Origin of the sequence: Kluyvera sp. CHPC 1.251 (assembly GCF_036759945.1) — a bacterium.
Classification (GTDB): Bacteria; Pseudomonadota; Gammaproteobacteria; order Enterobacterales; family Enterobacteriaceae; genus Kluyvera; species Kluyvera sichuanensis.
In genome coordinates this window covers 97305-124126 of the sequence record NZ_JAPKIC010000005.1, presented here as the reverse complement: position 1 = coordinate 124126, position 26822 = coordinate 97305, and the positions used below count along the sequence as shown (strand labels likewise).

19 protein-coding genes and 1 pseudogene are annotated in these 26822 nt (G+C 55.3%); 10 read left to right on the top strand and 10 right to left on the bottom strand.

Annotation, left to right across the window (positions count from 1 at the left end; all coding sequences use genetic code 11):
* Nucleotides 1-93 precede the first annotated feature (93 nt).
* The gene (gene nadC / locus V6940_RS11785) at nt 94-987 is read right to left on the bottom strand and encodes a carboxylating nicotinate-nucleotide diphosphorylase (RefSeq protein ID WP_333495974.1); all 894 of its coding nucleotides are present in this window, start codon (nt 985-987) and stop codon (nt 94-96) included.
* Between the two features lie 98 nt (nt 988-1085).
* On the opposite strand from nadC, the pseudogene ampD reads away from it, so the two are divergent.
* A pseudogene (gene ampD, locus V6940_RS11780) lies at nt 1086-1647 on the top strand (1,6-anhydro-N-acetylmuramyl-L-alanine amidase AmpD).
* Complete coding sequence (gene ampE, locus V6940_RS11775) at nt 1644-2498, top strand: beta-lactamase regulator AmpE (protein ID WP_333495972.1); 855 nt, start codon at nt 1644-1646, stop codon at nt 2496-2498. Before ampD ends, ampE begins: the two are co-directional and overlap by 4 nt.
* 79 nt (nt 2499-2577) lie before the next feature.
* On the opposite strand, the gene V6940_RS11770 is transcribed toward ampE, so the two are convergent.
* From V6940_RS11770 to aroP, 6 genes are all read right to left on the bottom strand, one after another.
* Nucleotides 2578-3528: a glycoside hydrolase family 43 protein gene (locus tag V6940_RS11770; protein WP_333495971.1), complete on the bottom strand. Its 951-nt coding sequence runs from the start codon at nt 3526-3528 to the stop codon at nt 2578-2580.
* Nucleotides 3528-4937 (bottom strand): glycoside-pentoside-hexuronide (GPH):cation symporter, encoded by a 1410-nt coding sequence (locus tag V6940_RS11765; RefSeq protein ID WP_370631780.1) that lies wholly within the window; start codon nt 4935-4937, stop codon nt 3528-3530. Before V6940_RS11765 ends, V6940_RS11770 begins: the two co-directional genes overlap by 1 nt.
* Before the next feature lie 165 nt (nt 4938-5102).
* The gene (locus tag V6940_RS11760; RefSeq protein WP_333495970.1) at nt 5103-6482 is read right to left on the bottom strand and encodes a PTS transporter subunit EIIC; all 1380 of its coding nucleotides are present in this window, start codon (nt 6480-6482) and stop codon (nt 5103-5105) included.
* Nucleotides 6483-6523: 41 nt separating this feature from the next.
* Nucleotides 6524-7594, bottom strand: a complete 1071-nt coding sequence (locus tag V6940_RS11755; RefSeq protein ID WP_220440856.1) for an SIS domain-containing protein — start codon at nt 7592-7594, stop codon at nt 6524-6526.
* A gap of 141 nt (nt 7595-7735) precedes the next feature.
* Nucleotides 7736-8776: a LacI family DNA-binding transcriptional regulator gene (locus tag V6940_RS11750; RefSeq protein ID WP_333495969.1), complete on the bottom strand. Its 1041-nt coding sequence runs from the start codon at nt 8774-8776 to the stop codon at nt 7736-7738.
* 102 nt (nt 8777-8878) lie between these two features.
* Nucleotides 8879-10249, bottom strand: coding sequence for an aromatic amino acid transporter AroP (gene aroP / locus V6940_RS11745; RefSeq protein ID WP_220440854.1), 1371 nt, complete (start codon nt 10247-10249; stop codon nt 8879-8881).
* A 537-nt stretch (nt 10250-10786) separates the two neighbouring features.
* Between aroP and pdhR the strand changes: the two genes are divergently transcribed.
* The 5 genes from pdhR to V6940_RS11720 all read left to right on the top strand — a co-directional run bounded on the left by pdhR (nt 10787) and on the right by V6940_RS11720 (nt 18463).
* Nucleotides 10787-11551 (top strand): pyruvate dehydrogenase complex transcriptional repressor PdhR, encoded by a 765-nt coding sequence (gene pdhR / locus V6940_RS11740; protein ID WP_185668515.1) that lies wholly within the window; start codon nt 10787-10789, stop codon nt 11549-11551.
* A gap of 156 nt (nt 11552-11707) precedes the next feature.
* Nucleotides 11708-14371, top strand: a complete 2664-nt coding sequence (gene aceE / locus V6940_RS11735) for a pyruvate dehydrogenase (acetyl-transferring), homodimeric type (RefSeq protein ID WP_333495968.1) — start codon at nt 11708-11710, stop codon at nt 14369-14371.
* Nucleotides 14372-14385: 14 nt separating this feature from the next.
* Nucleotides 14386-16281, top strand: coding sequence for a pyruvate dehydrogenase complex dihydrolipoyllysine-residue acetyltransferase (gene aceF / locus V6940_RS11730; protein WP_333495967.1), 1896 nt, complete (start codon nt 14386-14388; stop codon nt 16279-16281).
* Nucleotides 16282-16487: 206 nt separating this feature from the next.
* The gene (gene lpdA, locus V6940_RS11725; protein WP_185668615.1) at nt 16488-17912 is read left to right on the top strand and encodes a dihydrolipoyl dehydrogenase; all 1425 of its coding nucleotides are present in this window, start codon (nt 16488-16490) and stop codon (nt 17910-17912) included.
* A gap of 266 nt (nt 17913-18178) precedes the next feature.
* Nucleotides 18179-18463, top strand: coding sequence for a hypothetical protein (locus tag V6940_RS11720; protein WP_333495966.1), 285 nt, complete (start codon nt 18179-18181; stop codon nt 18461-18463).
* 52 nt (nt 18464-18515) lie between these two features.
* Here the strand turns inward: V6940_RS11720 and V6940_RS11715 are convergent, their stop codons facing one another.
* Both V6940_RS11715 and V6940_RS11710 read right to left on the bottom strand, forming a co-directional pair.
* Nucleotides 18516-19322 (bottom strand): DUF2950 family protein, encoded by an 807-nt coding sequence (locus V6940_RS11715; RefSeq protein WP_333495965.1) that lies wholly within the window; start codon nt 19320-19322, stop codon nt 18516-18518.
* Between the two features lie 11 nt (nt 19323-19333).
* On the bottom strand, nt 19334-20998 hold the full coding sequence (locus tag V6940_RS11710) for a DUF3300 domain-containing protein (RefSeq protein WP_333495964.1): 1665 nt from the start codon (nt 20996-20998) through the stop codon (nt 19334-19336).
* A 466-nt stretch (nt 20999-21464) separates the two neighbouring features.
* Between V6940_RS11710 and acnB the strand changes: the two genes are divergently transcribed.
* On the top strand, nt 21465-24062 hold the full coding sequence (acnB, locus tag V6940_RS11705; RefSeq protein ID WP_185669255.1) for a bifunctional aconitate hydratase 2/2-methylisocitrate dehydratase: 2598 nt from the start codon (nt 21465-21467) through the stop codon (nt 24060-24062).
* Between the two features lie 215 nt (nt 24063-24277).
* Nucleotides 24278-24640: a protein YacL gene (yacL, locus tag V6940_RS11700; RefSeq protein WP_185669254.1), complete on the top strand. Its 363-nt coding sequence runs from the start codon at nt 24278-24280 to the stop codon at nt 24638-24640.
* Between the two features lie 33 nt (nt 24641-24673).
* Here yacL and V6940_RS11695 read toward each other — a convergent pair whose 3' ends face one another.
* Nucleotides 24674-25021 (bottom strand): YacC family pilotin-like protein, encoded by a 348-nt coding sequence (locus tag V6940_RS11695; protein ID WP_035891920.1) that lies wholly within the window; start codon nt 25019-25021, stop codon nt 24674-24676.
* A gap of 143 nt (nt 25022-25164) precedes the next feature.
* Between V6940_RS11695 and cueO the strand changes: the two genes are divergently transcribed.
* Nucleotides 25165-26730, top strand: coding sequence for a multicopper oxidase CueO (cueO, locus tag V6940_RS11690; protein WP_333495963.1), 1566 nt, complete (start codon nt 25165-25167; stop codon nt 26728-26730).
* The last annotated feature ends 92 nt before the right edge of the window (nt 26731-26822 follow it).

Genomic DNA, 26822 nt, shown 5'->3' with positions numbered 1-26822 from the left:
TCCCAGACTTTTTACTGCTGTTGCAGCGTTGCAGGGGATACGGGAATCAGGCTCGAAAAAATGCCCTCGCGAAGGAGGGCATTGGGTAACGATTTAGCGGAAACGCATGGAGAGATCGAGGGCGCGGACGTGCTTGGTCAACGCGCCGACGGAGATGTAGTCCACGCCGGTATCAGCAAATTCACGGATGGTATCGAAGGTGACGTTGCCGGAGACTTCCAGCTGTGCCTGGCCTTGGGTGATATTCACCGCTTCACGCATCTGCTCGGTATTGAAGTTATCGAGCATGATGATATCGGCCCCGGCCTTCAGTGCTTCGGTCAGTTCCTGCAGGCTTTCTACTTCGACTTCCACCGGAACGTCCGGGTGCAGCCAGAAGGCTTTTTCTACCGCCTGACGCACGGAGCCGGAGGCAATAATGTGGTTCTCTTTAATCAGGAATGCGTCGGAAAGCCCCAGACGGTGGTTTGCACCGCCGCCGCACAGTACGGCATATTTCAGCGCAGTACGCAGGCCCGGCAGCGTTTTGCGGGTATCCAGCAGTTGGGTGTGGGTGCCTTCCAGCAGTTCGACATATTTGCGGACTTCGCTGGCCACACCGGAGAGCGTTTGCACGAAGTTCAGCGCGGTGCGTTCACCGGTCAGCAGCACGCGGGAAGGGCCATCGATTTCAAACAGCGGCTGGTCGGCTTTTACCGCGTCGCCGTCGGCCACGTGCCAGGTGAGCGTGACGTCATCACCGGCGAGCTGAATAAAGACCTCTTCAACCCAGCGTTTGCCGCAAAATACGCCGTCTTCACGGGTGATGACGACGGCATGTGAATGGCTGTTTTCCGGCAGCAGTTGTGCGGTAATATCATTATGGGCATCAACTTCTCCTCCCAAATCTTCACGCAGCGCTTGGGCAACCGCGTTGGGAATATCGAGGTTGATACGTTCAAGTAGCGCGTCACGTCGATGGTCTGAGTTATAACGGCGAGGCGGCATAATAAAGCTCCAAATTGGTAACGATGCGAAAGTTTGAAACATGCTACTCTGAACCGTCTAGCATAACCATATTTAAGCCGTATATAAGGAGATCCTGAATGCAGTTAGATAAGGGCTGGCTGGTGGGCGTGCGGCACGTGCCGTCTCCGCACCATGATGGTCGCCCGGAGGATGAAGCGCCTTCACTGTTGGTTGTGCATAATATTAGTCTGCCGCCAGGCCAGTTTGGCGGCCCGTGGATTGACGCGCTGTTTACCGGCACGATCGATCCCAATGCCGATCCGTTCTTTGCGGAAATTGCCCATTTACGTGTTTCTGCCCACTGCCTGATTCGCCGGGATGGCGAAATTGTGCAGTACGTTCCTTTTGATAAACGCGCCTGGCATGCTGGAGTCTCTTCCTACCATGGTCGCGAGCGCTGCAATGATTTTTCTATCGGCATTGAGCTTGAAGGCACCGATACGCTGGCTTATACCGATGAGCAGTACCAGCAGTTGGCGGCGTTAACCCAGCTGCTCATTCGCGAGTACCCCGCGATTGCAGATAATATGACCGGCCACTGTGATATCGCGCCCGTGCGTAAAACTGACCCCGGCCCAGCATTTGATTGGGCTCGTTTTCGTGCACTGGTCACCCCCGTCGAATAAGGAGATGACATGACGCTGTTTACCACGCTTCTGGTTCTGTTTGCGGAGCGGCTATTTAAGCTTGGCGAGCACTGGCAGCTCGATCACCGCCTCGAGACGCTGTTCCGGCGAGTGAAGCACTATTCCATGGCGGGCACGCTGGTGATGACCATCGCCGCGATGGTCATCGTGGGTATTATCCAGCGTGCGCTGGATGGGCTGCTGTTTAATGTTCCGGAGCTGCTGTTCTGGATCCTGCTAGGCCTGCTGTGCATCGGCGCGGGCCGCGTGCGCATGCACTACCATGCGTATCTTAAAGCGGCATCCCGCGACGATGCCCATGCGCGTGAGGCGATGGCCAGCGAGCTGACGATGATCCACGGCGTGCCGGCAGGCTGCGATGAGCGCGAATTTCTGCGGGAGCTGCAAAATGCGCTGCTATGGATTAACTACCGCTTCTATCTGGCGCCGCTTTTCTGGTTTGTGGTGGGCGGTTCCTGGGGGCCGGTAGCGCTGATGGGGTATGCGTTTTTACGTGCCTGGCAGTCCTGGCTGGCGCGCTACCAGACGCCGCATCATCGTTTGCAGTCGGGCATTGATGCGATTTTACACGTGGTGGATTGGGTTCCAGTACGTCTGGTCGGCGTGGTGTACGCGCTGGTTGGACACGGTGAGAAAGCGCTTCCGGCGTGGTTTGCGTCACTGGGCGACCGTCACTCTTCGCAGTATCAGGTGCTGACTCATCTGGCGCAATATTCGCTCGCTCGCGAGCCGCACGTGGATAAAGTGGCAACGCCAAAAGCCGCGGTGTCGATGGCGAAGAAGACCTCGTACGCGGTGGTGGTGGTGATGGCGCTGCTGACGATTTACGGAACGTTGGTGTAGTTTGTTGCCGGATGGCGCTGCGCTTATCCGGCCTACGATATTGTAGGACCGGTAAGCGAAGTGCCACCGGGCATAAGGGTTAAAGCGTATCTGCCGGCGGAATACCGAAGTCGGGCATGCCATCCTCTTTCCAGCGCACCGTTTTCAGGCGCGTATGGCGATTCGGGTCATACAGCGGGTCGCCTTCAATTTCCGTGTAGTTCCTCGCGTGATAGACCAGCACATCTTCGCCCTCAGGGGTTTGCGTAAAGCTGTTATGCCCCGGCCCATACTGACGATTTTCATCGCTGGTGGTAAACACCGGCTGCGGTGATTTGTGCCAGTTGGCGGGCTGCGTCATATCGGCGTCTTTATCAATCCACAGCAGCCCTATGCAGTAGTTTTTGTCGGTGGCACTGGCGGAGTAGCTGATAAACAGGCGGTTACCGTGCTTCACCACGGCGGGCCCTTCGTTGACCAGAAAGCCTCGACACTCCCAGTCGAACTCCGGTTTGCTGAGTAATACTGGCTCGCCTTTAATCGTCCATGGGTTTTCCAGTTCGGCCAGATAGAGGTTGGAGTTACCGGCAATATCCGGCGATTTCTGCGCCCAGAGATACCACTGTTTTCCCTGATGATGGAAGGTGGTGGCGTCCAGACAGAAGGTATCGAACGGCGTTTTGACCTGGCCTTTCTCTACCCACGTGCCAGCTAACGGGTCGGCATCGCTACATTCCAGTGCAAACATGCGATGCTGGAACATCCCCAGCGCATCCAGCGCCTGCGTGTGGGCCGCCGCGAAGTAGATGTACCATTTACCGTCGATAGCGTGCAGCTCGGGGGCCCAGATGAGGTTGCTCATCGGGCCGCTTTCCGGCTTGTGCCAGACCACAACCGGCGCTGCGGTTCTCAGTCCGTCGAGGCTATTGGCGCGACGGATCTCCAGCCGGTCATACTCCGGTACCGAGGCGATAAAGTAGTACGCCCCCTGATGATGCAGAATAAACGGGTCGGCGCGTTGCTCAATAAAGGGGTTAGGCCAGTTCTTCATCAGGCTTTCCTTGCGTGTTCAGTGGATTGTAACTCTTGCTGGTATTCATTCAGCTCGCGGTAGTTGGTGCGGCGTTTTTCCAGATCTTCCTGAATCTGTTTCATCAGGCTGCGGTCTACTTTCAGCAGGCGGACGACGCCTGCGGTAATCAGATAGCCTACGCCCGGGATGACGGTGAACAGCAGCATAATGCCGTTGATAGTGGTATCGCTTTGCGCTTTGGCACCAGCGTCGTAGCCGTACCAGGAGAGCAGGAAGCCCACCATCGCGCCTGCTACCGCCAGGCCTACCTTGAGGAAGAACAGGTTGCCGGAGAAGCTGATGCCGGTAATGCGTTTGCCGGTTTTCCATTCGCCGTAGTCGTCCACGTCAGCCATCAGCGACCAGTGCAGCGGGGAAGGGATTTGGTGCAGCACGTTCAGCAGGAAGTAGAGCACCACAATCAGCGTGGTGGCATGTGGGTCGAAGAAGTAGAAGGCCACGGAGAAAATCGCCAGCGCGATGTTGGTCCAGAAGAAGACCTGCAGTTTGCACCAGCGGTCGGTCAGCACTTTTGCCAGCATGCTGCCGATCATCATACCGACCACGCCGAGGCTGATGAATATAGTCGCAAAGTGGGTGCTTTCCCCCATAACCCAGGTGACGTAATACATGGTCGCCGCCATGCGGATAAAGCCGGGGCAGACGTTACACAGCGTCAACAACAGAATGCGTACCCACTGGTCGTTTTTCCAGACGTCTTTTAAATCCTGCTTCAGTTCATCGTTGGTTTGCACCGCCGGGCGTACACGTTCTCGTACGGTGGCAAAGCAGAACAGAAACATGCACATACCGATAAACGCCAGCACGGTCATTGCCATCTGGTAGCCTTTGGCTTTATCCGCGCCGCCGAACCAGTCAGCCATCGGCAGCAGGGTCAGCGACAGCAACAGTGTGGCAATACCGACCAGAACGAAGCGATAGGACTGACAGGCCACGCGCTCTTTCGGATCGTTGGTGATAACGCTTCCCAGCGAGCAGTAAGGAATGTTGATCGCGGTGTAGGTGATGGAGAGCAGGAAGTAGGTGACAAAGGCATAGATAACTTTGCTGCTATAGCTCCATTCCGGCGTGGTGAACATCAGTACGCTGAACAGGGCGTAGGGGAAGGCTATCCACAGTAGCCAGGGACGAAAGCGGCCATATTTACTGCGAGTACGGTCGGCCATTGCGCCCATGATGGGATCGGTGACCGCGTCAATCACGCGAATGGACAGCAGTAACACGCCCACCAGCGCCGGGGCCAAACCAAAAATATCGGTATAAAAGTAGTTAACGAACAACATGATAGCGCCGAAGATGATGTTGCATCCCGCGTCGCCCATACCATAGCCAATCTTCTCTTTTACTGACAGTTTACTTGTGTTCATCGCCAGGTCTCTCATGGGGAGTATAGAGACGATTATTGGCCGCAGAATGGGGGAACGCTTAGCAGGATAACGTTGTTGATATGGATAATATTGCTGCTATGGGGAAAGTGTGAAGCAGGTAACAGGCCGTGGTAGCGGTTTGCAGCCGCTACCACATGTGGATAATCAGCGAAGGTCGGCGGCTGGAACCAGCACGCGGGTTTTGCCGTAGATAATGGTGAGGATCATCGGGACGCTGAAGGCGACGATAATCGCAAACACTTCATAAATGGCTTTCGACTCTGGCCCACTGAACAGCCCCAGCTCGAAGACGTTGAGCACCGGCAGGAAGCTGTAGGTTTTGACCTCCAGCAGCCCGGTGATCGCCCCGCCCAGCGCCGCGCCGATACAACCGAAGATAAACAGCATCCGATACTTCAGGTTCACGCCGTACAGCGCCGGTTCAGTGATACCGAAGAAGGCCGAGATGGAAGCGGAGATAGCCAGCTGCTTGTCCTTCAGGTTGCGGGCGATAAAGATAGCGCCAAACGCTGCGCCGAACTGACCCATCACTGCGGACATAAACATCGCCATCACCGTATCGTAGCCGTTAACCTGCATGTTAATCAGGGCAATCGGGATGATCCCCCAGTGCACGCCGAAGACCACAAACAGCTGACCAATTCCCGCCAGCAGCGCGCCAGACAGCATTGGACTCAGGTTATAAAGCCAGGTGTAGCTATTAGCGATACCGATACCGACATAGTCAGCAATGGGGCCAATCACGGTGAATACCACGAAGCCACTGATAATCAACGACAGGCACGGCACGAACACCAGCGCGGCGATTTCTGGCACCCACTTTTTGCACCAGCGCTCGACATAGCTGAGGAACCAGACAGCGAAAATCGCCGGGATCACCGCACCGCCGTAGATTTTCAGCGGGAAGGCGAGGCTAAAGATCTCAACGTGATCCGGGGTGGCGGCGTCGGTCAGCGGGAAGACCATCGCAGCGGTCAGCGCCAGCGCGGTGAAGCGGTTGGTTTTGAACTTATCCGACGCGGTGACAGCAATAAATAGCGGTAGCATCACGAACACGCCGCTGGAAAGGGCGTTAAAGACCACGAACAGCCAGGATTTGGTCGAAATAAGCTCCAGCGTTTGCAGCAGCACGACCAGACCTTTTACCACCCCAACGCCTGCCAGGACGCCGATATAGGGGGTAAAAATCGCTGAAAGCGTGCTCAGCAGGCGGTTAAATGTGGACGCCTTCTGCTCTTGCTCCTGCTTATGCACCGGTGCGGCACCCTGCGCGCCGGGCATCAGCTCGCTCAACGCCGCAAAGATCTTCTCCACCTTCGGACCGATCACAATCTGGAACTGACTGCCGTTATTGACCAGCTTCACGACCTCGGAAAGCTCATACAGGCTTTTCTCATCGACCTGCGTATCGTCTTTCAGATTCAGACGCAGGCGAGTCGCGCAGTGGTTTGCGTGTTCGATATTCTCCTGACCGCCAACGGCGGTCAGGATGTGTTGTGCAACGGCTAAATATTGAGTCGCCATAACGAGGCACCTTTATCAGTAGGTAGGGTACAGGCTGTTGTTCAGGCGTAGTCGCCTGGTTTGGTTTTACTTTTTACCGCCACGCCGAAGTCGGTGAAGATGCGCTGCGGCAGGTTATTGCCTTTCGCCTCGGCGATGTGATGCGCGAGGATCTGGAAGGGAATCACCATCACCAGCGGCAGCGCGGTTTCCGGCAGCGCGACGTTGAGCGCCAGGGTATGCGGGTCATCGCTTGCCTGTGGGGTGACGGTATAGACGTAGTCGGTATGACGCTGTTCATACTGGCGCAGCAGCACCAGTCGCTCGCGGGCCACGCTCGGCACGTCGAGGAAGAACAGGCGGTGCTGTGGATTAATCTCGAAGTACGGGCCATGCATAAAGACTTCCATCTCAATTCCCTGAGAAGGGACGCGCACCGTTTCGGTAAATTTGGTCGCCATCTCCATGCACACGCCTACCGCCGGGCCGTAGCCAATGCTGGTGAAGCGCGGGGAGGCGGTCAGCTCTGGCTGCCAGCGGGTAAAGAACGTTTCGGTCGCATCAATGATTGAAGGGATAGCGTTGACCGCCTCGCGCAGCATCGCCAGCTCCTGCTGCTCACGCGCATCGTCGATAGCGTCAACGGCACGAGCGTGGCGTAGCCCCAGCAGCATCAGCGTCAGGATGGTGGCAACGTAGCCTTTGGTCACGTAGCCCACGCGCTCTTCACCGATATCGAGCAGGACAAAGCGGTCCGCCGTTTTGGCTAGCTCGCTCTGAGGCTTGCTGGTCAGGCCGACGGTTTGCACGGCGTACTGCTTTTTCAGCGTTTCCAGCGCGTGCAGCGTCGAGGTGCTTTCACCGCTTTGTGAGACGGCGACAACCGTGCCAATCGCCGGATTATGTTTTTCAAAATGCTGATAGTGGAACGGTTCTGCGATGGTCAGGCGAACCGCGGAGAGGCTTTCCACATAGTATTTTGCACTGACCGCCGCGTTCGCGCTGGAGCCGGTTGCCAGCACCAGCCACTCGCGAGCATCGGTAATGGCCGGAACATTGTGCGGATAGTTATCCAGGATATGGGCAAGCGTCGCTTGCTCTTCGTGGATATAGGTCATCATGGTGGGTTTCATTGCGGCCTCTCTTGACTGAAAACTGAAAACGTTTTCAGTAAAATATTATGAGAGAAAATGTATCGTCAATTTTACGTATGTTGATTTGTGATGCGGATCTGAATATTTAGTGTTCGGCTGGCCCGCAGGCCAGCCGGGGAACTACGCGGATTCACCGGCGACCAGCACCGGTGTAATGGTATGAGCTTCTGGCAGCATATCCTGCAGCAAGGTCATCATCTGGCGGATAACCTGTTGACCAATCTCGTCGTTTTTATGGTTAACGGTGGTGATGCGCGGGATAAAATACTCGCTGCCTGGGAAATACTCGCAGCTGGCAATAGCCACGTCGTCGGGAACGGACAGGCCGTTATCTTTCAGCGCCCGCATCGCGCCCATGGCGACGCGATCGTTAATCGCCAGAATCGCCTGAGGCAGGGGACGTTCAGATTTAATCAGCCGTAGCGCGGCCTCATAGCCATGCTCCGGGTAGAAGTTGGTTTCGATAATCACCGCGCTGTCGCTGGCAATACCGGCGGTATTGAGCGTGCTCAGGAAGGCGTTGACGCGCTGTCCGGTCATGTAGACGTTAGACGAGCCGCCGATGAATGCCATCTCGCGATAGCCTTTGTCGATCAGATGACGGGTGATCATCTGCACGCAGTTAGTCTGGTCACGTTCGAGGCAGGTGTAGTCGTAGCGCGCCAGCTTGCGCCCAACCACCAGTACCGGCAGCGAGGCGATAAGCTTCTGCAACCCTTCAAGATAGCTCTCAGGGATTTTCAGGTAGTCGATGTTGCCACCGAGGATAATCACGCCGTCGAGCTGGCTGTCGATGATGGTGCTGAAGATCTGATCTTCGGCAATCACCTGCGAGGAGCTGGAGCGTTTGTTTGCCGATTGGGTATCGAAAAGGATGATTTTGTACCCGGCCTGCAGGCAGGCTTTTTCGATTTGCTCAACCAGGGTAGCGAAGTAGGGGTTGGTGATGTCCGAGACAACAACGGCCAGCGTCATGCTTTTGCGCGATATCATGCTGCGCGCCATCAGGTTAGGGCTGAACTGGTGTTCGTCGATGACCTGCTGCACTTTGGCGCGGGTCTTGTCGGATACCCAACTGTTGTTGTTGAGCACGCGTGACACGGTGGCAATAGAGACGTTTGCCAGCTCGGCAATGTCTTTGATCGTGAGATTTTTTTTCATTAGCCACCCAGGTCCTTTTGTCGACGGTAACGCTGGAATGGTACATCACTTTTGCGCAGGGGAGAACGCTCTGCACCCAATGGGTACAGAGCGTGGACAGGATTAATGTGCTTTCGCGGTTTTGGCGCTTTTCTGTTTAAACATAAAGCCAATACCCAGAATGACGATCCACACTGGAATCAGCCATACCGAGATAGCCATGCCCGGCGTCATCACCATGATGACCAGAACGGCCGCCATGAAGATCAGGCAAATCCAGTTCCCTAACGGGTAGAACAGCGCCGGGAAGCGAGTGGTAACGCCCTGCTGCTGTTTGGCTTTACGGAACTTCATGTGAGCCAGGCTAATCATCGCCCAGTTAATCACCAGCGCGGAGACCACCAGGGCCATCAGCAGGCCGAACGCGGATTCTGGTGCCAGGTAGTTGATCAGCACGCACAGCGCGGTAACGACGGCGGAAACCAGAATGGTGTTCACCGGCACGCCGCGTCTATCAACGCTCAGCAGCGCTTTCGGGGCGTTGCCCTGCTGCGCCAGGCCGAAGAGCATGCGGCTGTTGCAGTAGACGCAGCTGTTGTACACGGAGAGCGCAGCGGTCAGGACCACGATGTTCAGGGCGTTCGCCACGAACGAGTCGCCCAGTTCATGGAAGATAAGCACGAACGGGCTGACGTCTGCAGTGACGCGGGTCCACGGCATCAGAGAGAGCAGTACCGCCAGCGAGCCCACATAGAAAATCAGGATACGGTAGATAACCTGGTTGGTGGCTTTTGGAATGCTCTGCTCTGGGTTATCCGCTTCTGCTGCGGTGATACCTACCAGCTCAAGGCCGCCGAAGGAGAACATGATAATCGCCATCATCATCACCAGCCCCATCCAGCCGTGAGGCAGGAAGCCGCCCTGTTCCCACAGGTTGCGGACGGTAGCCTGCGGGCCAGCGGTGCCGCTAAACAGCAGCCACGCGCCGAACAGAATCATGGCGATAACGGCAACGACTTTAATGATCGCAAACCAGAACTCCATCTCACCGAACACTTTTACGTTAGTCAGGTTGATGGCGTTAATGGCGATAAAGAAGACGGCCGCCGACACCCACGTAGGGATCTCAGGCCACCAGAACTGGATGTATTTACCCACAGCGGTCAGTTCCGCCATGGCAACCAGTACGTACAGCACCCAGTAGTTCCAGCCCGATGCGAAGCCTGCGAAGTTGCCCCAGTATTTATAGGCAAAGTGGCTAAAGGAGCCTGCAACCGGCTCTTCAACCACCATTTCGCCGAGCTGGCGCATGATCATAAAGGCGATAAAGCCCGCGATAGCGTAACCCAGAATGATACCCGGACCGGCAGACTGGATAACGGAGGCGCTGCCGAGAAACAGGCCTGTGCCGATAGCGCCGCCCAGAGCGATCAGCTGTATATGGCGGTTCTTAAGGCCGCGCTTAAGCTGTGCGCCTTGTTGTTGACCTTCCATTGTGAAACCTCGTGTGTGGTTATTATTGTCACGCTGTCTGCGTATGTACTTAGAAAATTCCGTTTTCTGTATTGTTATGTTTACGAATCGCTTTTCTGAAATAGAGGTAAGGCTCTTTCGTCATGTGCAGAATAGTGGTAAGTGCGCCGGAATGCACCTGCTTTATGAAGGGATGATGACGACCTGGGTAAAAAGCCGACAGCTGTCACGAGAGCGTGCAAATATTACATTGACCTATTAATGAGTATTTATATTTTTAAAGTGAATTTATATTCAATTTATTGGTAATTGAAACGGTTCAGTTTGCGTAATATTGTTTTTATTTAGTTAATTGTACCTCTTTATAGGTAAAGTTGTTTTTTGTGCAAAGTTACATTTCTGAAACATCATTTCTGTAATGTTGTTAAAAAGTGCCGGGTTTACTGATTTCAATCAAAACCTGTATGGACATAAGGTGAATACTTTGTTACTTTAGCGCTACGAACTTGAAATTGGTAAGACCAATTGACTCCGGGCTAATGGCAGAGACAGGGAACAATGGCCTACAGCAAAATCCGCCAACCAAAACTATCCGATGTGATTGAGCAGCAGTTGGAGTTTTTGATTCTTGAGGGGACGTTACGCCCCGGCGAAAAACTTCCACCTGAACGCGAACTGGCAAAACAGTTCGACGTTTCTCGCCCTTCGCTGCGTGAGGCTATCCAGCGCCTCGAAGCCAAAGGGCTCCTGCTTCGTCGCCAGGGCGGCGGGACTTTTGTTCAAAGCAGCCTATGGCAGAGCTTCAGCGACCCGCTGGTTGAGCTTCTGTCCGATCACCCTGAATCCCAATTTGATCTGCTTGAGACCCGTCACGCGCTTGAAGGTATCGCGGCTTATTACGCGGCACTGCGCAGCACTGATGAGGATCGCGTACGCATTCGCGAGCTGCATCAGGCCATCGAACGGGCTCAGCAGTCGGGCGACCTCGACGCTGAATCTGACGCCGTCGTCCAGTATCAAATTGCGGTCACCGAAGCCGCCCACAACGTAGTACTGCTTCATCTGCTACGGTGTATGGAGCCTATGCTGGCGCAAAACGTTCGCCAAAACTTTGAGTTGCTGTATGCCCGCCGGGAGATGCTCCCGCAGGTCAGTAACCACCGTACAAGCATCTTTGATGCGATTATGGCCGGCGAGCCCGAGCAGGCGCGTGAAGCGTCGCACCGCCACCTGGCCTTCATCGAAGAGATTTTGCTGGACAGAAGCCGTGAACAGAGCCGCCGTGAGCGCTCGTTACGCCGTCTCCAGCAGCGAAAGGATTAATATTTTTTCCGGCAGTCGTTTGACCGGGAAATGTGGAAAATGCGCCATTAGAGCGCGGCAACTAAACGCAGAACCTGTCTTATTGTGCTTTCCCACGAAAACACAATGGGACAGGTTCCAGACAAATCAACGTACTAGATAGATAAGGAATAACCCATGTCAGAACGTTTACTCAATGACGTGGATCCGATCGAAACTCGCGACTGGCAACAGGCGATCGAATCGGTCATCCGTGAAGAAGGTGTTGAGCGCGCTCAGTATCTTATCGACCAACTGCTTTCTGAAGCCCGCAAAGGCGGCGTTCAGGTAGCTGCGGGTGCAGGTGCTAGCGGTTACGTCAACACTATTGCCGTTGAAGATGAACCGGAATACCCGGGTAATCTGGAGCTGGAGCGTCGTATTCGTTCTGCTATCCGCTGGAACGCCATCATGACCGTGCTGCGTGCGTCTAAAAAAGACCTCGAGCTGGGCGGCCACATGGCTTCCTTCCAGTCTTCAGCGACCTTCTACGAAGTGTGCTTCAACCACTTCTTCCGTGCGCGCAACGAGCAGGATGGCGGCGACCTGGTTTACTTCCAGGGTCACATCTCTCCGGGCGTATACGCACGTGCGTTCCTGGAAGGCCGTCTGACCGAAGAGCAGATGAACAACTTCCGTCAGGAAGTTCACGGTAAAGGTCTGTCTTCTTACCCGCACCCGAAACTGATGCCAACCTTCTGGCAGTTCCCGACCGTATCTATGGGTCTGGGCCCAATCGGTGCTATCTATCAGGCTAAATTCCTGAAATATCTGGAACACCGTGGTCTGAAAGACACCTCCAAGCAAACCGTTTATGCCTTCCTGGGCGACGGCGAGATGGATGAGCCAGAATCTAAAGGTGCGATCACCATCGCTACCCGTGAAAAACTGGACAACCTGGTCTTCGTTATCAACTGTAACCTGCAGCGCCTTGATGGCCCGGTTACCGGTAATGGCAAGATCATTAACGAACTGGAAGGTATCTTCGCGGGTGCTGGCTGGAACGTTATCAAGGTTATCTGGGGCGGTCGTTGGGATGAGCTGCTGCGTAAAGACACCAGCGGTAAACTGATCCAGCTGATGAACGAAACCGTTGACGGCGACTACCAGACCTTCAAATCCAAAGACGGCGCTTACGTACGTGAGCACTTCTTCGGTAAATATCCAGAAACCGCAGCGCTGGTTGCCGACTGGACTGACGAGCAGATCTGGGCCCTGAACCGTGGTGGTCACGATCCGAAGAAAGTCTTTGCTGCACTGAAAAAAGCGCAGGAAACCAAAGGCAAAGCAACCGTAATCCTCGCCCATACCATTAAAGGTTACGGCATGGGTGACACCGCTGAAGGTAAAAACATCGCTCACCAGGTGAAGAAAATGAACATGGACGGCGTGCGCTATATCCGCGACCGTTTCAACGTTCCTGTCACCGACGAGCAGGTTGAAAAACTGTCTTACATTACCTTCCCGGAAGGTTCTGAAGAGCACACCTATCTGCACGCCCAGCGTCAAAAACTGCACGGCTATCTGCCAAGCCGTCAGCCTAACTTCGATGAGAAGCTGGAGCTGCCGACCCTGGAAGATTTCGGCCCGCTGCTGGAAGAGCAGAACAAAGAGATCTCTACCACTATCGCGTTCGTACGTGCCCTGAACGTGATGCTGAAGAACAAATCCATCAAAGACCGCCTCGTGCCGATCATCGCCGATGAAGCGCGTACCTTTGGTATGGAAGGTCTGTTCCGTCAGATTGGTATCTACAGCCCGAACGGTCAGCAGTACACTCCGCAGGACCGCGAGCAGGTTGCCTACTACAAAGAAGACGAGAAAGGCCAGATTCTGCAGGAAGGTATCAACGAACTGGGTGCTGGCGCATCCTGGCTGGCTGCTGCGACCTCTTACAGCACCAACAACCTGCCGATGATTCCGTTCTACATCTACTACTCCATGTTCGGGTTCCAGCGTATCGGTGACCTGTGCTGGCAGGCAGGCGACCAACAGGCTCGCGGCTTCCTGGTAGGGGGTACTTCCGGTCGTACGACGCTGAACGGCGAAGGTCTGCAGCACGAAGATGGTCACAGCCATATTCAGTCTCTGACTATCCCGAACTGTATCTCTTACGATCCATCTTACGCGTACGAAGTTGCAGTCATCATGCACGATGGTCTGGAGCGCATGTACGGTGAGAAACAAGAGAACGTTTACTACTACATCACCACGCTGAACGAAAACTACCACATGCCGGCAATGCCAGCAGGTGCCGAGGAAGGTATCCGTAAAGGTATCTACAAACTCGAAACCATCGAAGGTAGCAAAGGTAAAGTTCAGCTGCTGGGCTCCGGTTCTATCCTGCGTCACGTACGTGAAGCAGCGCAGATCCTGGCGAACGACTACGGCGTTGGCTCCGATGTGTACAGCGTAACCTCCTTCACTGAACTGGCACGTGATGGCCAGGATTGTGAGCGTTGGAACATGCTGCACCCAATGGAAACTCCACGCGTGCCTTACATCGCTCAGGTGATGAACGACGCGCCAGCTGTAGCCTCTACCGACTATATGAAACTGTTTGCTGAGCAGGTTCGTACTTATGTACCGGCTGATGATTACCGCGTACTGGGTACCGACGGCTTTGGCCGCTCTGACAGCCGTGAAAACCTGCGTCACCACTTCGAAGTTGATGCTTCCTACGTGGTAGTAGCGGCACTGGGCGAACTGGCTAAACGTGGCGAAATCGATAAGAAAGTGGTTGCGGAAGCAATTACCAAATTCAACATCGATGCAGAAAAAGTTAACCCGCGTCTGGCGTAAGAGGTAAAAGAACAATGGCTATCGAAATCAATGTACCGGACATCGGGGCTGATGAAGTTGAAATCACCGAGATCCTGGTCAAAGTAGGCGACAAAGTTGAAGTTGAACAGTCGCTGATCACCGTAGAAGGCGACAAAGCCTCTATGGAAGTTCCGTCTCCTCAGGCTGGTATCGTTAAAGAGATCAAAGTCTCTGTTGGCGATAAAACTGAGACCGGCAAACTGATCATGATTTTCGATTCCGCCGACGGTGCAGCAGCTACTGCACCTGCTAAGGCAGAAGAGAAGAAAGAAGCAGCGCCAGCGGCAGCACCTGCTGCTGCAGCAGCAAAAGACGTACACGTTCCAGATATCGGCGGTGACGAAGTTGAAGTCACTGAGATTCTGGTCAAAGTGGGCGACACCGTGACCGCTGAGCAGTCTCTGATCACCGTAGAAGGCGACAAAGCTTCTATGGAAGTTCCGGCACCGTTCGCGGGCACCGTGAAAGAGATCAAAGTGAATACCGGCGACAAAGTGTCTACCGGCTCCCTGATCATGGTCTTCGAAGTGGCGGGCGCCGCTCCAGCAGCCGCTCCGGCACAGGCTGCAGCTCCAGCAGCGGCGGCTCCGGCAGCAGCAGCGGGCGCGAAAGACGTTCACGTTCCGGATATCGGCGGTGACGAAGTTGAAGTGACCGAAGTGATGGTGAAAGTGGGCGACAAAGTTGCCGCTGAGCAGTCACTGATCACCGTAGAAGGCGACAAAGCCTCTATGGAAGTTCCGGCTCCGTTCGCGGGTACCGTGAAAGAAATCAAAATCAGCACCGGTGACAAAGTGTCTACTGGTTCCCTGATTATGGTCTTCGAAGTGGAAGGCGCAGCACCAGCTGCCGCTCCAGCAGCTGCGGCTCCAGCCCCTGCTGCTGCACCGGCTCAGGCTGCTAAACCAGCTGCGGCACCGGCTGCGAAGGCTGAAGGTAAAGCCGAGTTCGCTGAGAATGACGCTTACGTTCACGCGACTCCGCTGATTCGTCGCCTGGCGCGCGAATTCGGCGTTAACCTGGCGAAAGTGAAGGGCACGGGTCGTAAAGGCCGTATCCTGCGCGAAGACGTTCAGGCTTACGTGAAAGAAGCCGTTAAACGCGCTGAAGCGGCTCCGGCTGCAGCAGCGGCTGGCGGCGGTATCCCGGGCATGCTGCCTTGGCCGAAAGTCGACTTCAGCAAGTTTGGTGAAATCGAAGAAGTGGAACTGGGTCGTATCCAGAAAATCTCTGGTGCTAACCTGAGCCGTAACTGGGTGATGATCCCGCACGTTACTCACTTCGATAAGACCGATATCACCGATCTGGAAGCGTTCCGTAAACAGCAGAACGCCGAAGCTGAAAAACGTAAACTGGACGTGAAATTCACCCCAGTGGTCTTCATCATGAAAGCCGTTGCTGCCGCTCTGGAACAGATGCCGCGCTTCAACAGCTCTCTGTCTGAAGATGGTCAGCGCCTGACCCTGAAGAAATACATCAACATCGGTGTTGCGGTTGATACGCCAAATGGTCTGGTTGTTCCAGTCTTCAAAGACGTGAACAAGAAGAGCATTACCGAGCTGTCCCGTGAACTGACTGTGATCTCTAAGAAAGCGCGTGACGGTAAGCTGACTGCTGGCGAAATGCAGGGCGGTTGCTTCACCATCTCCAGCATCGGCGGCCTGGGTACTACCCACTTCGCGCCGATTGTTAACGCGCCGGAAGTGGCGATCCTCGGTGTCTCCAAGTCCTCTATGGAGCCAGTGTGGAACGGTAAAGAGTTTATGCCGCGTCTGATGATGCCAATTTCTCTTTCCTTCGACCACCGCGTGATCGACGGTGCGGATGGTGCGCGCTTTATCACCATCATTAACAATATGCTGTCCGACATTCGCCGTCTGGTGATGTAATAAAAAAGCCGGCCTGACGGCCGGCTTTTTTCTGGTAACCTCAGAGTGATTTGGGGCTATCAGCAACAAAGGACAAAATCGTTTGCCGTTTGTTGTTTAAAAATTGTTAACAATTTTGTAAAATACACGCGGATAGAACGTCCCGGTGGATGATGGGCGTAATAACTATAACGTCAGACCGCCGGATACAAATGATAGAGGTCATGATGAGTACTGAAATTAAAACTCAGGTCGTGGTACTTGGGGCGGGCCCTGCGGGCTACTCTGCTGCATTCCGTTGCGCTGATTTAGGTCTGGAAACCGTAATCGTAGAACGTTACAGCACCCTCGGTGGTGTTTGTCTGAACGTTGGCTGTATCCCTTCTAAAGCACTGCTGCACGTTGCAAAAGTTATCGAAGAAGCCAAATCACTGGCTGAACACGGTATCGTCTTCGGCGAGCCGAAAACCGATATCGACAAAATTCGTACCTGGAAAGAGAAAGTTATCACTCAACTGACCGGTGGTCTGGCTGGTATGGCCAAAGGCCGTAAAGTTAAAGTGGTAAACGGTCTGGGTAAATTCACCGGGGCAAACACCCTGGAAGTGGAAGGCGAGAACGGCAAAACCGTGATCAACTTCGACAACGCTATCATCGCGGCGGGTTCCCGTCCGATCGAACTGCCATTCATTCCACATGAAGATCCACGCGTTTGGGACTCCACAGATGCACTGGAACTGAAAGAAGTGCCAAAACGCCTGCTGGTTATGGGCGGTGGTATCATCGGTCTGGAAATGGGTACCGTGTACCATGCGCTGGGTTCAGAGATTGACGTGGTTGAAATGTTCGACCAGGTTATCCCGGCTGCAGACAAAGACATCGTTAAAGTCTTCACCAAACGCATCAGCAAGAAATTCAACCTGATGCTGGAAACCAAAGTGACCGCCGTTGAAGCAAAAGAAGACGGTATCTACGTTTCCATGGAAGGCAAAAAAGCACCTGCAGAAGCACAGCGTTATGACGCCGTGCTGGTGGCTATCGGCCGCGTACCGAACGGTAAAAACCTCGACGCGGGCAAAGCTGGCGTAGAAGTTGACGAGCGTGGCTTCATCCACGTCGACAAACAGCTGCGCACCAACGTGCCGCACATCTTTGCTATCGGCGATATCGTCGGTCAGCCAATGCTGGCGCACAAAGGTGTTCACGAAGGCCACGTTGCTGCAGAAGTTATCGCAGGCCAGAAACACTACTTCGATCCGAAAGTGATTCCATCCATCGCGTATACCGATCCGGAAGTTGCCTGGGTTGGTCTGACCGAGAAAGAAGCGAAAGAGAAAGGCATCAGCTATGAAACCGCCACCTTCCCGTGGGCTGCTTCTGGCCGTGCTATCGCTTCCGACTGCGCAGACGGTATGACCAAGCTGATCTTCGACAAAGAATCCCACCGTGTTATCGGTGGCGCGATTGTCGGCACCAACGGCGGCGAGCTGCTGGGTGAAATCGGTCTGGCTATCGAAATGGGCTGTGATGCTGAAGATATCGCGCTGACCATCCACGCGCACCCGACTCTGCATGAGTCCGTGGGCCTGGCGGCAGAAATCTTTGAAGGTAGCATTACCGACCTGCCGAACGCGAAAGCGAAGAAGAAGTAATCTTCTGACCCGTAGCCCCTCGTCCGGGCTACCATAGAATAAGCGGCTTAACGGCCGCTTTTTTTATGCTTTCTGTCAACGACTTATGTCAAACCGTAGCAAAGATTACGAAGCGGGTTACAGTTTCCCAGCACCACTGCCGCGTTTTTGGCGCTTTCCTCCGTTTTTCCTCCCTAAGACGTGAAACGTTCTGTTATAGCTTGCTGCACTTTGAACAATAATCACGAGCTAAACTGATAGCAGACTAACAAATTGGAGTGCAAAAAATGAAAACGCTTCTGACGACGGCGGCCCTGGCGGCCACGCTGGTTTCCGGTATGGCGATGGCGAGTGATGCGACAATCCCGTGGGCGGATAATAGCGGCGGTACGGAAAGCACGCACATTGCCGCGATGGGGCAGGATCTGAATGCACAGCATCAGCAGATTACGAAGACGCAGGAAGGGGTATGGGCCGATAACTCCGGTAGCATCAGCGCTGATGAAGCCGCGTTGACCAGCAGCAAACCGTTGGTGCAGGGCCACCCGGAACTGATGCCGCATCAGGGCTAAGTTAACGGTGTGAAGGGTGCCCGGCAGCGTGCAGACGCCGCCGGGCATTTTTTTACTCTGCGACCGCCTGCCAGCCTGTGCTGGCATCGGGATCAAAGTGGGCAATCGCCTGCGCTTTTTGTTCAGACTCGGCGCCCAGATTCGCCTCATAGACACGATCGTTTTGGTCGATCATAAAGCTCATCACGCCGGTCTGCCCCCACTCAACCGGCCAGGCCAGCAGGGCAACGTCACCTTTATCGCCTTCCGGCAGAATGCGGAAGCGGTAGCCGTGATAGCCTTCCCCCGGCGCATTCGGGCTGAAGTTTGGCCCTAATGGGCTTGGTGCTTCGCCTGGGGCTACAGGCCAGTAGAGGCCATCTTTTTTCCCGTCGCTGCTGATGATTTTCTGCGCCCAGGCGTGGTTCAACTGGTAGTAGTCCTGCTGAGCATCGACGTAAGCATGCATCGCCTGAATAGCCGACAGCTCGTTACGCCCAATAGCGCGAGTCAGAATCTCATCTTTCCCAGCGGCCATGTTAAATTCCCAGCCTTTGGCGCTTTTCTCCATCGGAATCGGCAGCCGCCAGCCGTCGTTGCCAACGTCCAGCCAGGCGGTGTTGGCCTGAGTGACAATGCGGTGACTGACCTGCCAGTCTCGCAGGAAGCGGTCAACGGCATCCTGGTCGACGCCGTCCGGCGGCAGGAACTGCTGCCAGTTATCGCCGAGTAGCTTATCCAGCTCAGCATCATCTTTCTGGGTCACCGCATTGACCAACGCGCTAGCGGCCTGGTCTGGGGTAGGGAAGGTTTGCTGCGCCAGCGCCATCAGTGGTGACATTGCCAGCGCTAGCAGCGCTATCTGTATCTGCTTTTTCATCACGTTATCCTTTAGCGTCGACGGAACTCATGGTGCCCGGCAGGGCTACCGCTGTGCTGCTCGCCGCTTAGCCCGGAGGCATGGCGGCTCTGCAGCCCACGAGATTGCTGTGCCTGCCATGATGGTGCGCGGCTTTCGTTACCGCTGAGCGCCGTGTTATGCAGACCGCCGCCGTTGGCGCGTAGCGCGCTGTTCTGGCCCATCATTCCGGCGTTCAGATGCGGCGCCTGGCCGTTCAAGCGCTCGTGCGTTTGCAGATTTTGACGCTGAGTCGCGTTGAGCTGCGGACGCTGCTGGGTATGCTGAGTCGCCGCCGCGCGTTGCTGTACAGGGTGCGTCTGCGTACGGTTTGTCGGCGCGTCATAGCCGCGGAAGTTATTGCGCTGCGCCGCCTGATTCCACTGCTGTGTTGCCGCATTACGCTGGGCATCACGCGAACCCAGCGCTGCTGGGCTGGCGTTGCCGCTACCCGTATGTGTACGCTGCTGCAGCTGCGACATCGCCGCCTGACGCTGGCTGTCGCGGTTAGGCTGCGCGTGCTGAGTCGCGCTCAGCCCGCCGGCCACATCGGTTTGATGTGGAGCAACCACGCCCGGCGTCTGGTGTGTGGCGCTCAGCCCCCCGGCGACGTTGGTCTGGTGGAACTGCTGAGCCACGCTGTTGTTTGGGTACGGCGTGTTGCCACGATACGCCGGGTTATGCTGCCAGCCCATCGTCTGGCCGCTGATGTTCTGACCGCTTATCTTGTTGAAGTTATTCACGTTAATGTTGATGTTATCGCCATTATGCTGATAGCCGCCGTGATCATAATGATCGTCATGGTGATCGTCATGATGGTCATCGTCGTGATGATGATGGTCGTCATCATCCCAATCGATATTGCTGAAAATAGCGTAAGTAGTGGCAACCCCAAGGCTATAGCCGAAGCCGCGTACAAAGCTGTCGGCAAACTGTTCTCCCGGAGGCGGCGGCAGATAGACCGGCGGTGCGGAGGTATAAGGCCAACTGCTGCCGTAAACCACCGTTGGGTTGTAGTTCGGCACGTAGACCACCTGAGGATTGCTCGGCTCAATCTTGATAACCGTTGGCGTGCTGCTGGCGGTATGCGTCGAGGTAGATGAGGCCACGCGTTTGGTGGTAGTGACCGTCTGCTGCGGCGTCGACTTCAGCGAGCCGGTTTGCTGGGCGAGCTGGCGCAGTTTCTGCACGGCGTCCATCACGTCCTGCGGCTGCGCCAGAAACGCGTTGCCGAGGTTAGTCACCCACTGCGGATCTTCCCCCATCATGCCCGTCAACTGCGGGAAAGCGACCAGCGATTTTACGCTGGCGTCCCACGGCTGATTCGCCACGGCTTTCACCGCCGCATCACCCTGCTGACCGGGGTGATCTTTCGACCACTGCACCGCCTGTGTCACGCTATCCGGATAGGTTGAGGCCATCAGCACTTGCGACAGCAGCGGGTCTGGGTAGAGTGCGATAGGCGCTACCCACTGCGTGATTTGCGCGGTGGTGTAGGTGACCGGGGCAGGGGCAGCTTCAGGTGCCGTCGCCGTGACCGCAGGAGGAGTGTCAGGGGCGACGGGCTCCCGGCTTTTGACGTACAACGTACCGGCGGCCGCGAGCAGCCCGGCGCTGCAGATAAGCGCAATATAGTGAGGCTTAAAGGGCAAAGTCATGGTGGTTCTCCAGGGAACTACACAGTCCGTAACAGAGGAGTCGGATATGCCGCGAGTATAATGAGGCTATTGTTTATTTTTTGATTAAAGCAGGGATTTTTGCAGTTAGCAGGGAAATCGGACACAAGTTTACTCTGGCAGAGAGAGGGAAAAACAATCGGGTTTCGACGCCGGCATCGCCCGTTTTTCATCCTCTTAGATGTCATACTTTCATAACAAAATGTTTAATACCCCGGCCAATCGATGGTTTTTTTTCATCGTAAAAAGGCTTTTTTTAATCTGTTATATCAACATTAACGATTCAGCAAATATTTAATGTTGCTTTTTTGTAAACAGATTAACACCCTCCAGAAATCCTGCTATGCTGGCCTCGCGGTACCGGGCTTTTACCCTACAAACTGCTGTCTCACAGGAGCGTGAAGAGATCGCCGACCGCATATGACAATGAGAGCGAGGAGATACCGTCGTGCTAAAAGAATACCGTGAGCACGTAGCTGAGCGTGCCGCCGAAGGGATTGTTGCCAAACCCTTAGATGCTACCCAAATGGCCGCGCTGGTTGAGCTGCTGAAGAACCCGCCTGCTGGCGAAGAAGAATTCCTGTTAGACCTGTTAACCAACCGTGTGCCGCCGGGCGTTGATGAAGCCGCCTACGTTAAAGCGGGTTTCCTCGCTGCCGTCGCAAAAGGCGAAGCCACCTCCCCACTGGTTACCCCAGAAAAAGCCATCGAACTGTTAGGCACCATGCAGGGTGGTTACAACATCCATCCGCTGATTGATGCCCTGGACGATGCAAAACTGGCCCCGATTGCTGCCAAAGCGCTGTCCCATACCCTGCTGATGTTCGATAACTTCTACGACGTAGAAGAGAAAGCCAAAGCGGGCAACGCCTATGCTAAGCAGGTTGTTCAGTCCTGGGCTGATGCCGAATGGTTCCTGAACCGCCCTGCGCTGGCAGACAAAATCACCGTTACCGTCTTCAAAGTAACGGGTGAAACTAACACCGATGACCTGTCTCCGGCGCCGGATGCCTGGTCTCGCCCGGACATCCCTCTGCACGCCCTGGCGATGCTGAAAAACGCCCGTGAAGGCATTGACCCGGATCAGCCGGGCGCCGTTGGCCCGATTAAACAGATCGAAGCCCTGCAGCAGAAAGGTTTCCCGCTGGCCTACGTGGGCGACGTTGTGGGTACCGGTTCTTCCCGTAAATCAGCGACCAACTCCGTACTGTGGTTCATGGGTGACGATATCCCTCATGTGCCGAACAAACGCGGTGGTGGCCTGTGCCTCGGCGGCAAAATTGCACCTATCTTCTTCAACACCATGGAAGATGCGGGCGCACTGCCAATTGAAGTCGACGTTTCCAACCTGAACATGGGTGACGTGATTGACGTGTACCCGTTCAAAGGCGAAGTGCGTAACCACGAAACCGACGAACTGCTGGCAACCTTTGAGCTAAAAACCGACGTACTGATCGACGAAGTCCGCGCCGGTGGCCGTATCCCGCTGATTATCGGCCGTGGCCTGACTACCAAAGCGCGTGAAGCGCTGGGTCTGCCGCACAGTGACGTATTCCGTCAGGCAAAAGACGTGGCGGAAAGCAGCCGCGGCTTCTCTCTGGCCCAGAAAATGGTCGGCCGCGCCTGTGGCGTGAAAGGGATTCGTCCGGGCGCATACTGCGAACCGAAGATGACCTCCGTAGGTTCTCAGGATACTACCGGCCCAATGACCCGTGATGAACTGAAAGACCTGGCGTGCCTGGGCTTCTCTTCTGACCTGGTGATGCAGTCCTTCTGTCACACTGCCGCGTATCCTAAGCCGGTAGACGTGACCACGCACCACACGCTGCCAGACTTCATTATGAACCGTGGCGGTGTCTCCCTGCGTCCGGGCGACGGCGTTATCCACTCCTGGCTGAACCGTATGCTGCTGCCAGATACCGTGGGTACCGGCGGTGACTCCCATACCCGTTTCCCAATCGGTATCTCCTTCCCGGCGGGCTCTGGTCTGGTGGCGTTTGCCGCAGCGACCGGCGTGATGCCGCTGGATATGCCTGAATCTGTACTGGTGCGCTTCAAAGGCAAAATGCAGCCGGGTATCACCCTGCGTGACCTGGTTCATGCGATCCCACTGTACGCGATTCGCCAGGGCCTGCTGACCGTTGAGAAGAAAGGTAAGAAAAACATCTTCTCTGGCCGCATCCTGGAAATCGAAGGCCTGCCGGATCTGAAAGTTGAGCAGGCGTTCGAGCTGACCGATGCTTCCGCAGAGCGTTCCGCTGCGGGCTGTACCATCAAGCTGAACAAAGAGCCAATTGTTGAGTACCTGACCTCCAACATCGTTCTGCTGAAGTGGATGATCGCGGAAGGCTACGGCGACCGTCGTACGCTGGAACGTCGTGTACAGGGCATGGAAAAATGGCTGGCGGATCCGCAACTGCTGGAAGCTGATGCTGACGCAGAATACGCGGCGGTGATCGACATCGATCTGGCTGACATTAAAGAGCCAATTCTGTGTGCGCCAAACGATCCGGATGACGCGCGTCTGCTGTCTGACGTTCAGGGCGAGAAGATCGACGAAGTGTTCATCGGCTCCTGCATGACCAACATCGGCCACTTCCGTGCTGCTGGTAAGCTGCTGGATAACCATAAAGGCCAGTTGCCAACCCGCCTGTGGGTGGCGCCGCCAACCCGTATGGACGCGGCTCAGCTGACCGAAGAAGGTTACTACAGCGTGTTCGGTAAGAGCGGTGCGCGTATCGAAATCCCTGGCTGCTCCCTGTGCATGGGTAACCAGGCGCGTGTAGCAGACGGTGCGACAGTGGTGTCGACCTCTACCCGTAACTTCCCGAACCGTTTAGGGACCGGCGCGAACGTCTTCCTGGCGTCTGCAGAGCTGGCGGCAGTTTCCGCGCTTATCGGTAAGCTGCCAACCCCGGAAGAGTATCAGACCTTCGTGGCTCAGGTGGATAAGACGGCGGTAGATACCTACCGTTACCTGAACTTCGACCAGCTCTCTCAGTACACCGAGAAAGCGGACGGCGTCATCTTCCAGACCGCAGTATAAAAAGTAGCCCGGACGAGGTGCGTTAGCGCCGACTCCGGGAGCTCCCCGGCGGCGCTACGCTTGGCCGGGGAACTCATAAAGGCGAGAGTTTGAACTCTCGCCTTTTTTATTTTCTATTCCTCCCGCCGCTACGCTTTTTTTATTCCTTAGGACTGCGATAATTACCTATAGGTACAATGCAGCGGTGACGCATTGCCTTTGTAGAGGAACAGATTATGGATTATGAATTTCTGCGTGACGTTACCGGAGGGGTAAAAGTACGTATGTCGATGGGCCACGAAGTGGTCGGTCACTGGTTTAATGAAGAGGTCAAAGATAACCTCTCGCTACTGGACGAAGTCGAACAGGCTGCACGTACCGTCAAAGGCAGCGAACGCTCATGGCAGCGCGCGGGGCATGAATACACCCTGTGGCTGGACGGCGAAGAAGTGATGGTTCGCGCTAATCAGCTGGAGATTTCCGGCGATGAGATGGAAGAGGGGATGAGCTACTACGATGAAGAGAGCTTGTCACTGTGCGGCGTTGAGGACTTTTTGCAGGTCGTTGCCGCCTACCGTGAGTTTATGAAGCAGCGCTAACGGATGCGGAGCCTGCGGGCTCCGCGACGCGCATTATTTGACGTAGGCCAGTAGGCTCAACGAGTCGCGAGCCAGCGCTTTACACTTCTTCGAGGTAGGAATGCCGATGCCGCTGAGATCGCGGTAGCTGTCTTCACCCAGCGCTTTCATGTTAAAGGTATCGTAGTTGCTGAGATCCCACTGATTTTGCTGGGCAAAAAAGACCAATGCGCGACGAATTTGCGTGTTCGGCAGATTCTGGTAACCACAGTCGTTTTTCAGGAAGACAAATACCGCCGTGAGATCGGCCATATCTTCTGCTTCAGACTCGCTTAAAGCATAACTGGAACTGGACATCGCCAGCAGCGATCCAAGCAGTACCGTTCGGAAAAACGTCTTCATTTCTTCTACCTTACATCGTCGATATTCAACGTTAACATACTTCCAGAAGCGGCGGGAGGCTTTCTTAAAGCTTTCTGCTTGACCTTCCCGCAGGGGTAGGGTTTAAGCTCAATTAATCACCAGAAGCCGAAAAGGATGTAACGATGCATCGTCGTGATTTTATCAAACTCAGCGCCGCTATCGGCGTTGCCAGCGCCTTGCCTCTGTGGAGCCGTGCGGTATTCGCCGCTGAGCGCACCATGCTTCCCATTCCTCCCTTGCTTGCCGCCGACGCCAATAATCAGATCTTGCTGACCGTTCAGGCCGGAAAGACGTCGTTTGCTGGAAAATCAGCGACAACCTGGGGCTACAACGGCAGCCTGTTAGGGCCAGCTATTCAGCTGCAGCAGGGCAAACCTATTACGGTAAAAATTAACAATACCCTGCCGGAAGCGACCACCGTGCACTGGCACGGTCTGGAAGTGCCGGGTGAGGTTGACGGCGGCCCTCAGGGGGTTATCCAACCGGGCGGCAGTCGAACCGTGACCTTCACGCCAACCCAGCGCGCGGCGACCTGCTGGTTCCATCCACATCAGCACGGCAAAACCGGCCGACAGGTGGCGATGGGGCTGGCCGGCCTCGTGCTTATCGAAGACGAAGATAGCCAGAAGCTGATGCTGCCTAAGCAGTGGGGCATCGACGATGTGCCGGTGATTATGCAGGACAAAAGATTTACCGCCGCCGGTGAGATTGACTACCAGCTGGACGTGATGAGTGCCGCGGTGGGCTGGTTTGGCGATACGCTACTGACTAACGGTGTGACCTACCCGCAGCATACGCCGCCAAGAGGCTGGCTGCGCCTGCGTCTGTTGAACGGCTGTAACGCACGTTCGCTGACTATCGCGACCAGCGATAAGCGCCCGATGTATGTCGTTGCCAGCGACGGCGGGTTGTTGGCCGAGCCGGTGAAAGTGAGTGAACTGCCGATGCTGATGGGCGAACGCTTTGAAGTGCTGGTGGATGCTCGCGACGGTAAACCATTCGATCTCCTGACTCTCCCGGTGACGCAGATGGGCATGGCCGTCGCGCCGTTCGATAAGGCGGTGCCGGTACTGCACGTGCAGCCTATCGGGATTCCGGGATCGGCAACGCTGCCGGATACTCTCGTAGCAATGCCTGCACTACCGTCGCTTGATGGGCTGACCGAGCGTAAGCTCCAGCTCTCAATGGACCCGATGCTGGACATGATGGGCATGCAGGCGTTGATGCAGAAGTATGGCAATCAGGCGATGGGCGGCATGGATCACGGCAGCATGATGGGCCACGGCGGTATGAAAATGGATCACGGCGGAATGGGCAATATGCACCACGGCGACGGCGGGTTTGATTTCCACAACGCTAACCGCATCAACGGCAAAGCGTTCGATATGAACGTGCCGATGTTTGCCGCGGCCAAAGGGCAGTATGAGCGCTGGATCATTTCCGGCGAGGGCGACATGATGCTGCACCCGTTCCACATTCACGGCACCCAGTTCCGCATACTGCGTGAGAACGGTCAGGCCCCGGCGGCGCACCGTGCAGGTTGGAAGGATACGGTTCGCGTTGAAGGCGGCGTCAGCGAGGTGCTGGTGAAGTTTGACCATAGCGCCCCGAAAGAGCAGGCCTACATGGCGCACTGCCACCTGCTGGAACATGAAGATACCGGCATGATGCTTGGCTTTACCGTTTAACCTGCCACCGGATAGCGTCCCCGCTATCCGGTAACTCTCTGGCGTAGATACAGATTTCCGCCATATCATTCAGCCAACTTCTCGCTATACTC

Bases quoted from the DNA above. Each gene is read 5' to 3' on its own strand.
- nadC (WP_333495974.1), bottom strand. From the start codon at position 987: ATGCCGCCTCGCCGTTATAACTCAGACCATCGACGTGACGCGCTACTT.
- ampE (WP_333495972.1), top strand. From the start codon at position 1,644: ATGACGCTGTTTACCACGCTTCTGGTTCTGTTTGCGGAGCGGCTATTT.
- V6940_RS11770 (WP_333495971.1), bottom strand. From the start codon at position 3,528: ATGAAGAACTGGCCTAACCCCTTTATTGAGCAACGCGCCGACCCGTTT.
- V6940_RS11765 (WP_370631780.1), bottom strand. From the start codon at position 4,937: ATGAACACAAGTAAACTGTCAGTAAAAGAGAAGATTGGCTATGGTATG.
- V6940_RS11760 (WP_333495970.1), bottom strand. From the start codon at position 6,482: ATGGCGACTCAATATTTAGCCGTTGCACAACACATCCTGACCGCCGTT.
- V6940_RS11755 (WP_220440856.1), bottom strand. From the start codon at position 7,594: ATGAAACCCACCATGATGACCTATATCCACGAAGAGCAAGCGACGCTT.
- V6940_RS11750 (WP_333495969.1), bottom strand. From the start codon at position 8,776: ATGAAAAAAAATCTCACGATCAAAGACATTGCCGAGCTGGCAAACGTC.
- aroP (WP_220440854.1), bottom strand. From the start codon at position 10,249: ATGGAAGGTCAACAACAAGGCGCACAGCTTAAGCGCGGCCTTAAGAAC.
- pdhR (WP_185668515.1), top strand. From the start codon at position 10,787: ATGGCCTACAGCAAAATCCGCCAACCAAAACTATCCGATGTGATTGAG.
- aceE (WP_333495968.1), top strand. From the start codon at position 11,708: ATGTCAGAACGTTTACTCAATGACGTGGATCCGATCGAAACTCGCGAC.
- aceF (WP_333495967.1), top strand. From the start codon at position 14,386: ATGGCTATCGAAATCAATGTACCGGACATCGGGGCTGATGAAGTTGAA.
- lpdA (WP_185668615.1), top strand. From the start codon at position 16,488: ATGAGTACTGAAATTAAAACTCAGGTCGTGGTACTTGGGGCGGGCCCT.
- V6940_RS11720 (WP_333495966.1), top strand. From the start codon at position 18,179: ATGAAAACGCTTCTGACGACGGCGGCCCTGGCGGCCACGCTGGTTTCC.
- V6940_RS11715 (WP_333495965.1), bottom strand. From the start codon at position 19,322: ATGAAAAAGCAGATACAGATAGCGCTGCTAGCGCTGGCAATGTCACCA.
- V6940_RS11710 (WP_333495964.1), bottom strand. From the start codon at position 20,998: ATGACTTTGCCCTTTAAGCCTCACTATATTGCGCTTATCTGCAGCGCC.
- yacL (WP_185669254.1), top strand. From the start codon at position 24,278: ATGGATTATGAATTTCTGCGTGACGTTACCGGAGGGGTAAAAGTACGT.
- V6940_RS11695 (WP_035891920.1), bottom strand. From the start codon at position 25,021: ATGAAGACGTTTTTCCGAACGGTACTGCTTGGATCGCTGCTGGCGATG.
- cueO (WP_333495963.1), top strand. From the start codon at position 25,165: ATGCATCGTCGTGATTTTATCAAACTCAGCGCCGCTATCGGCGTTGCC.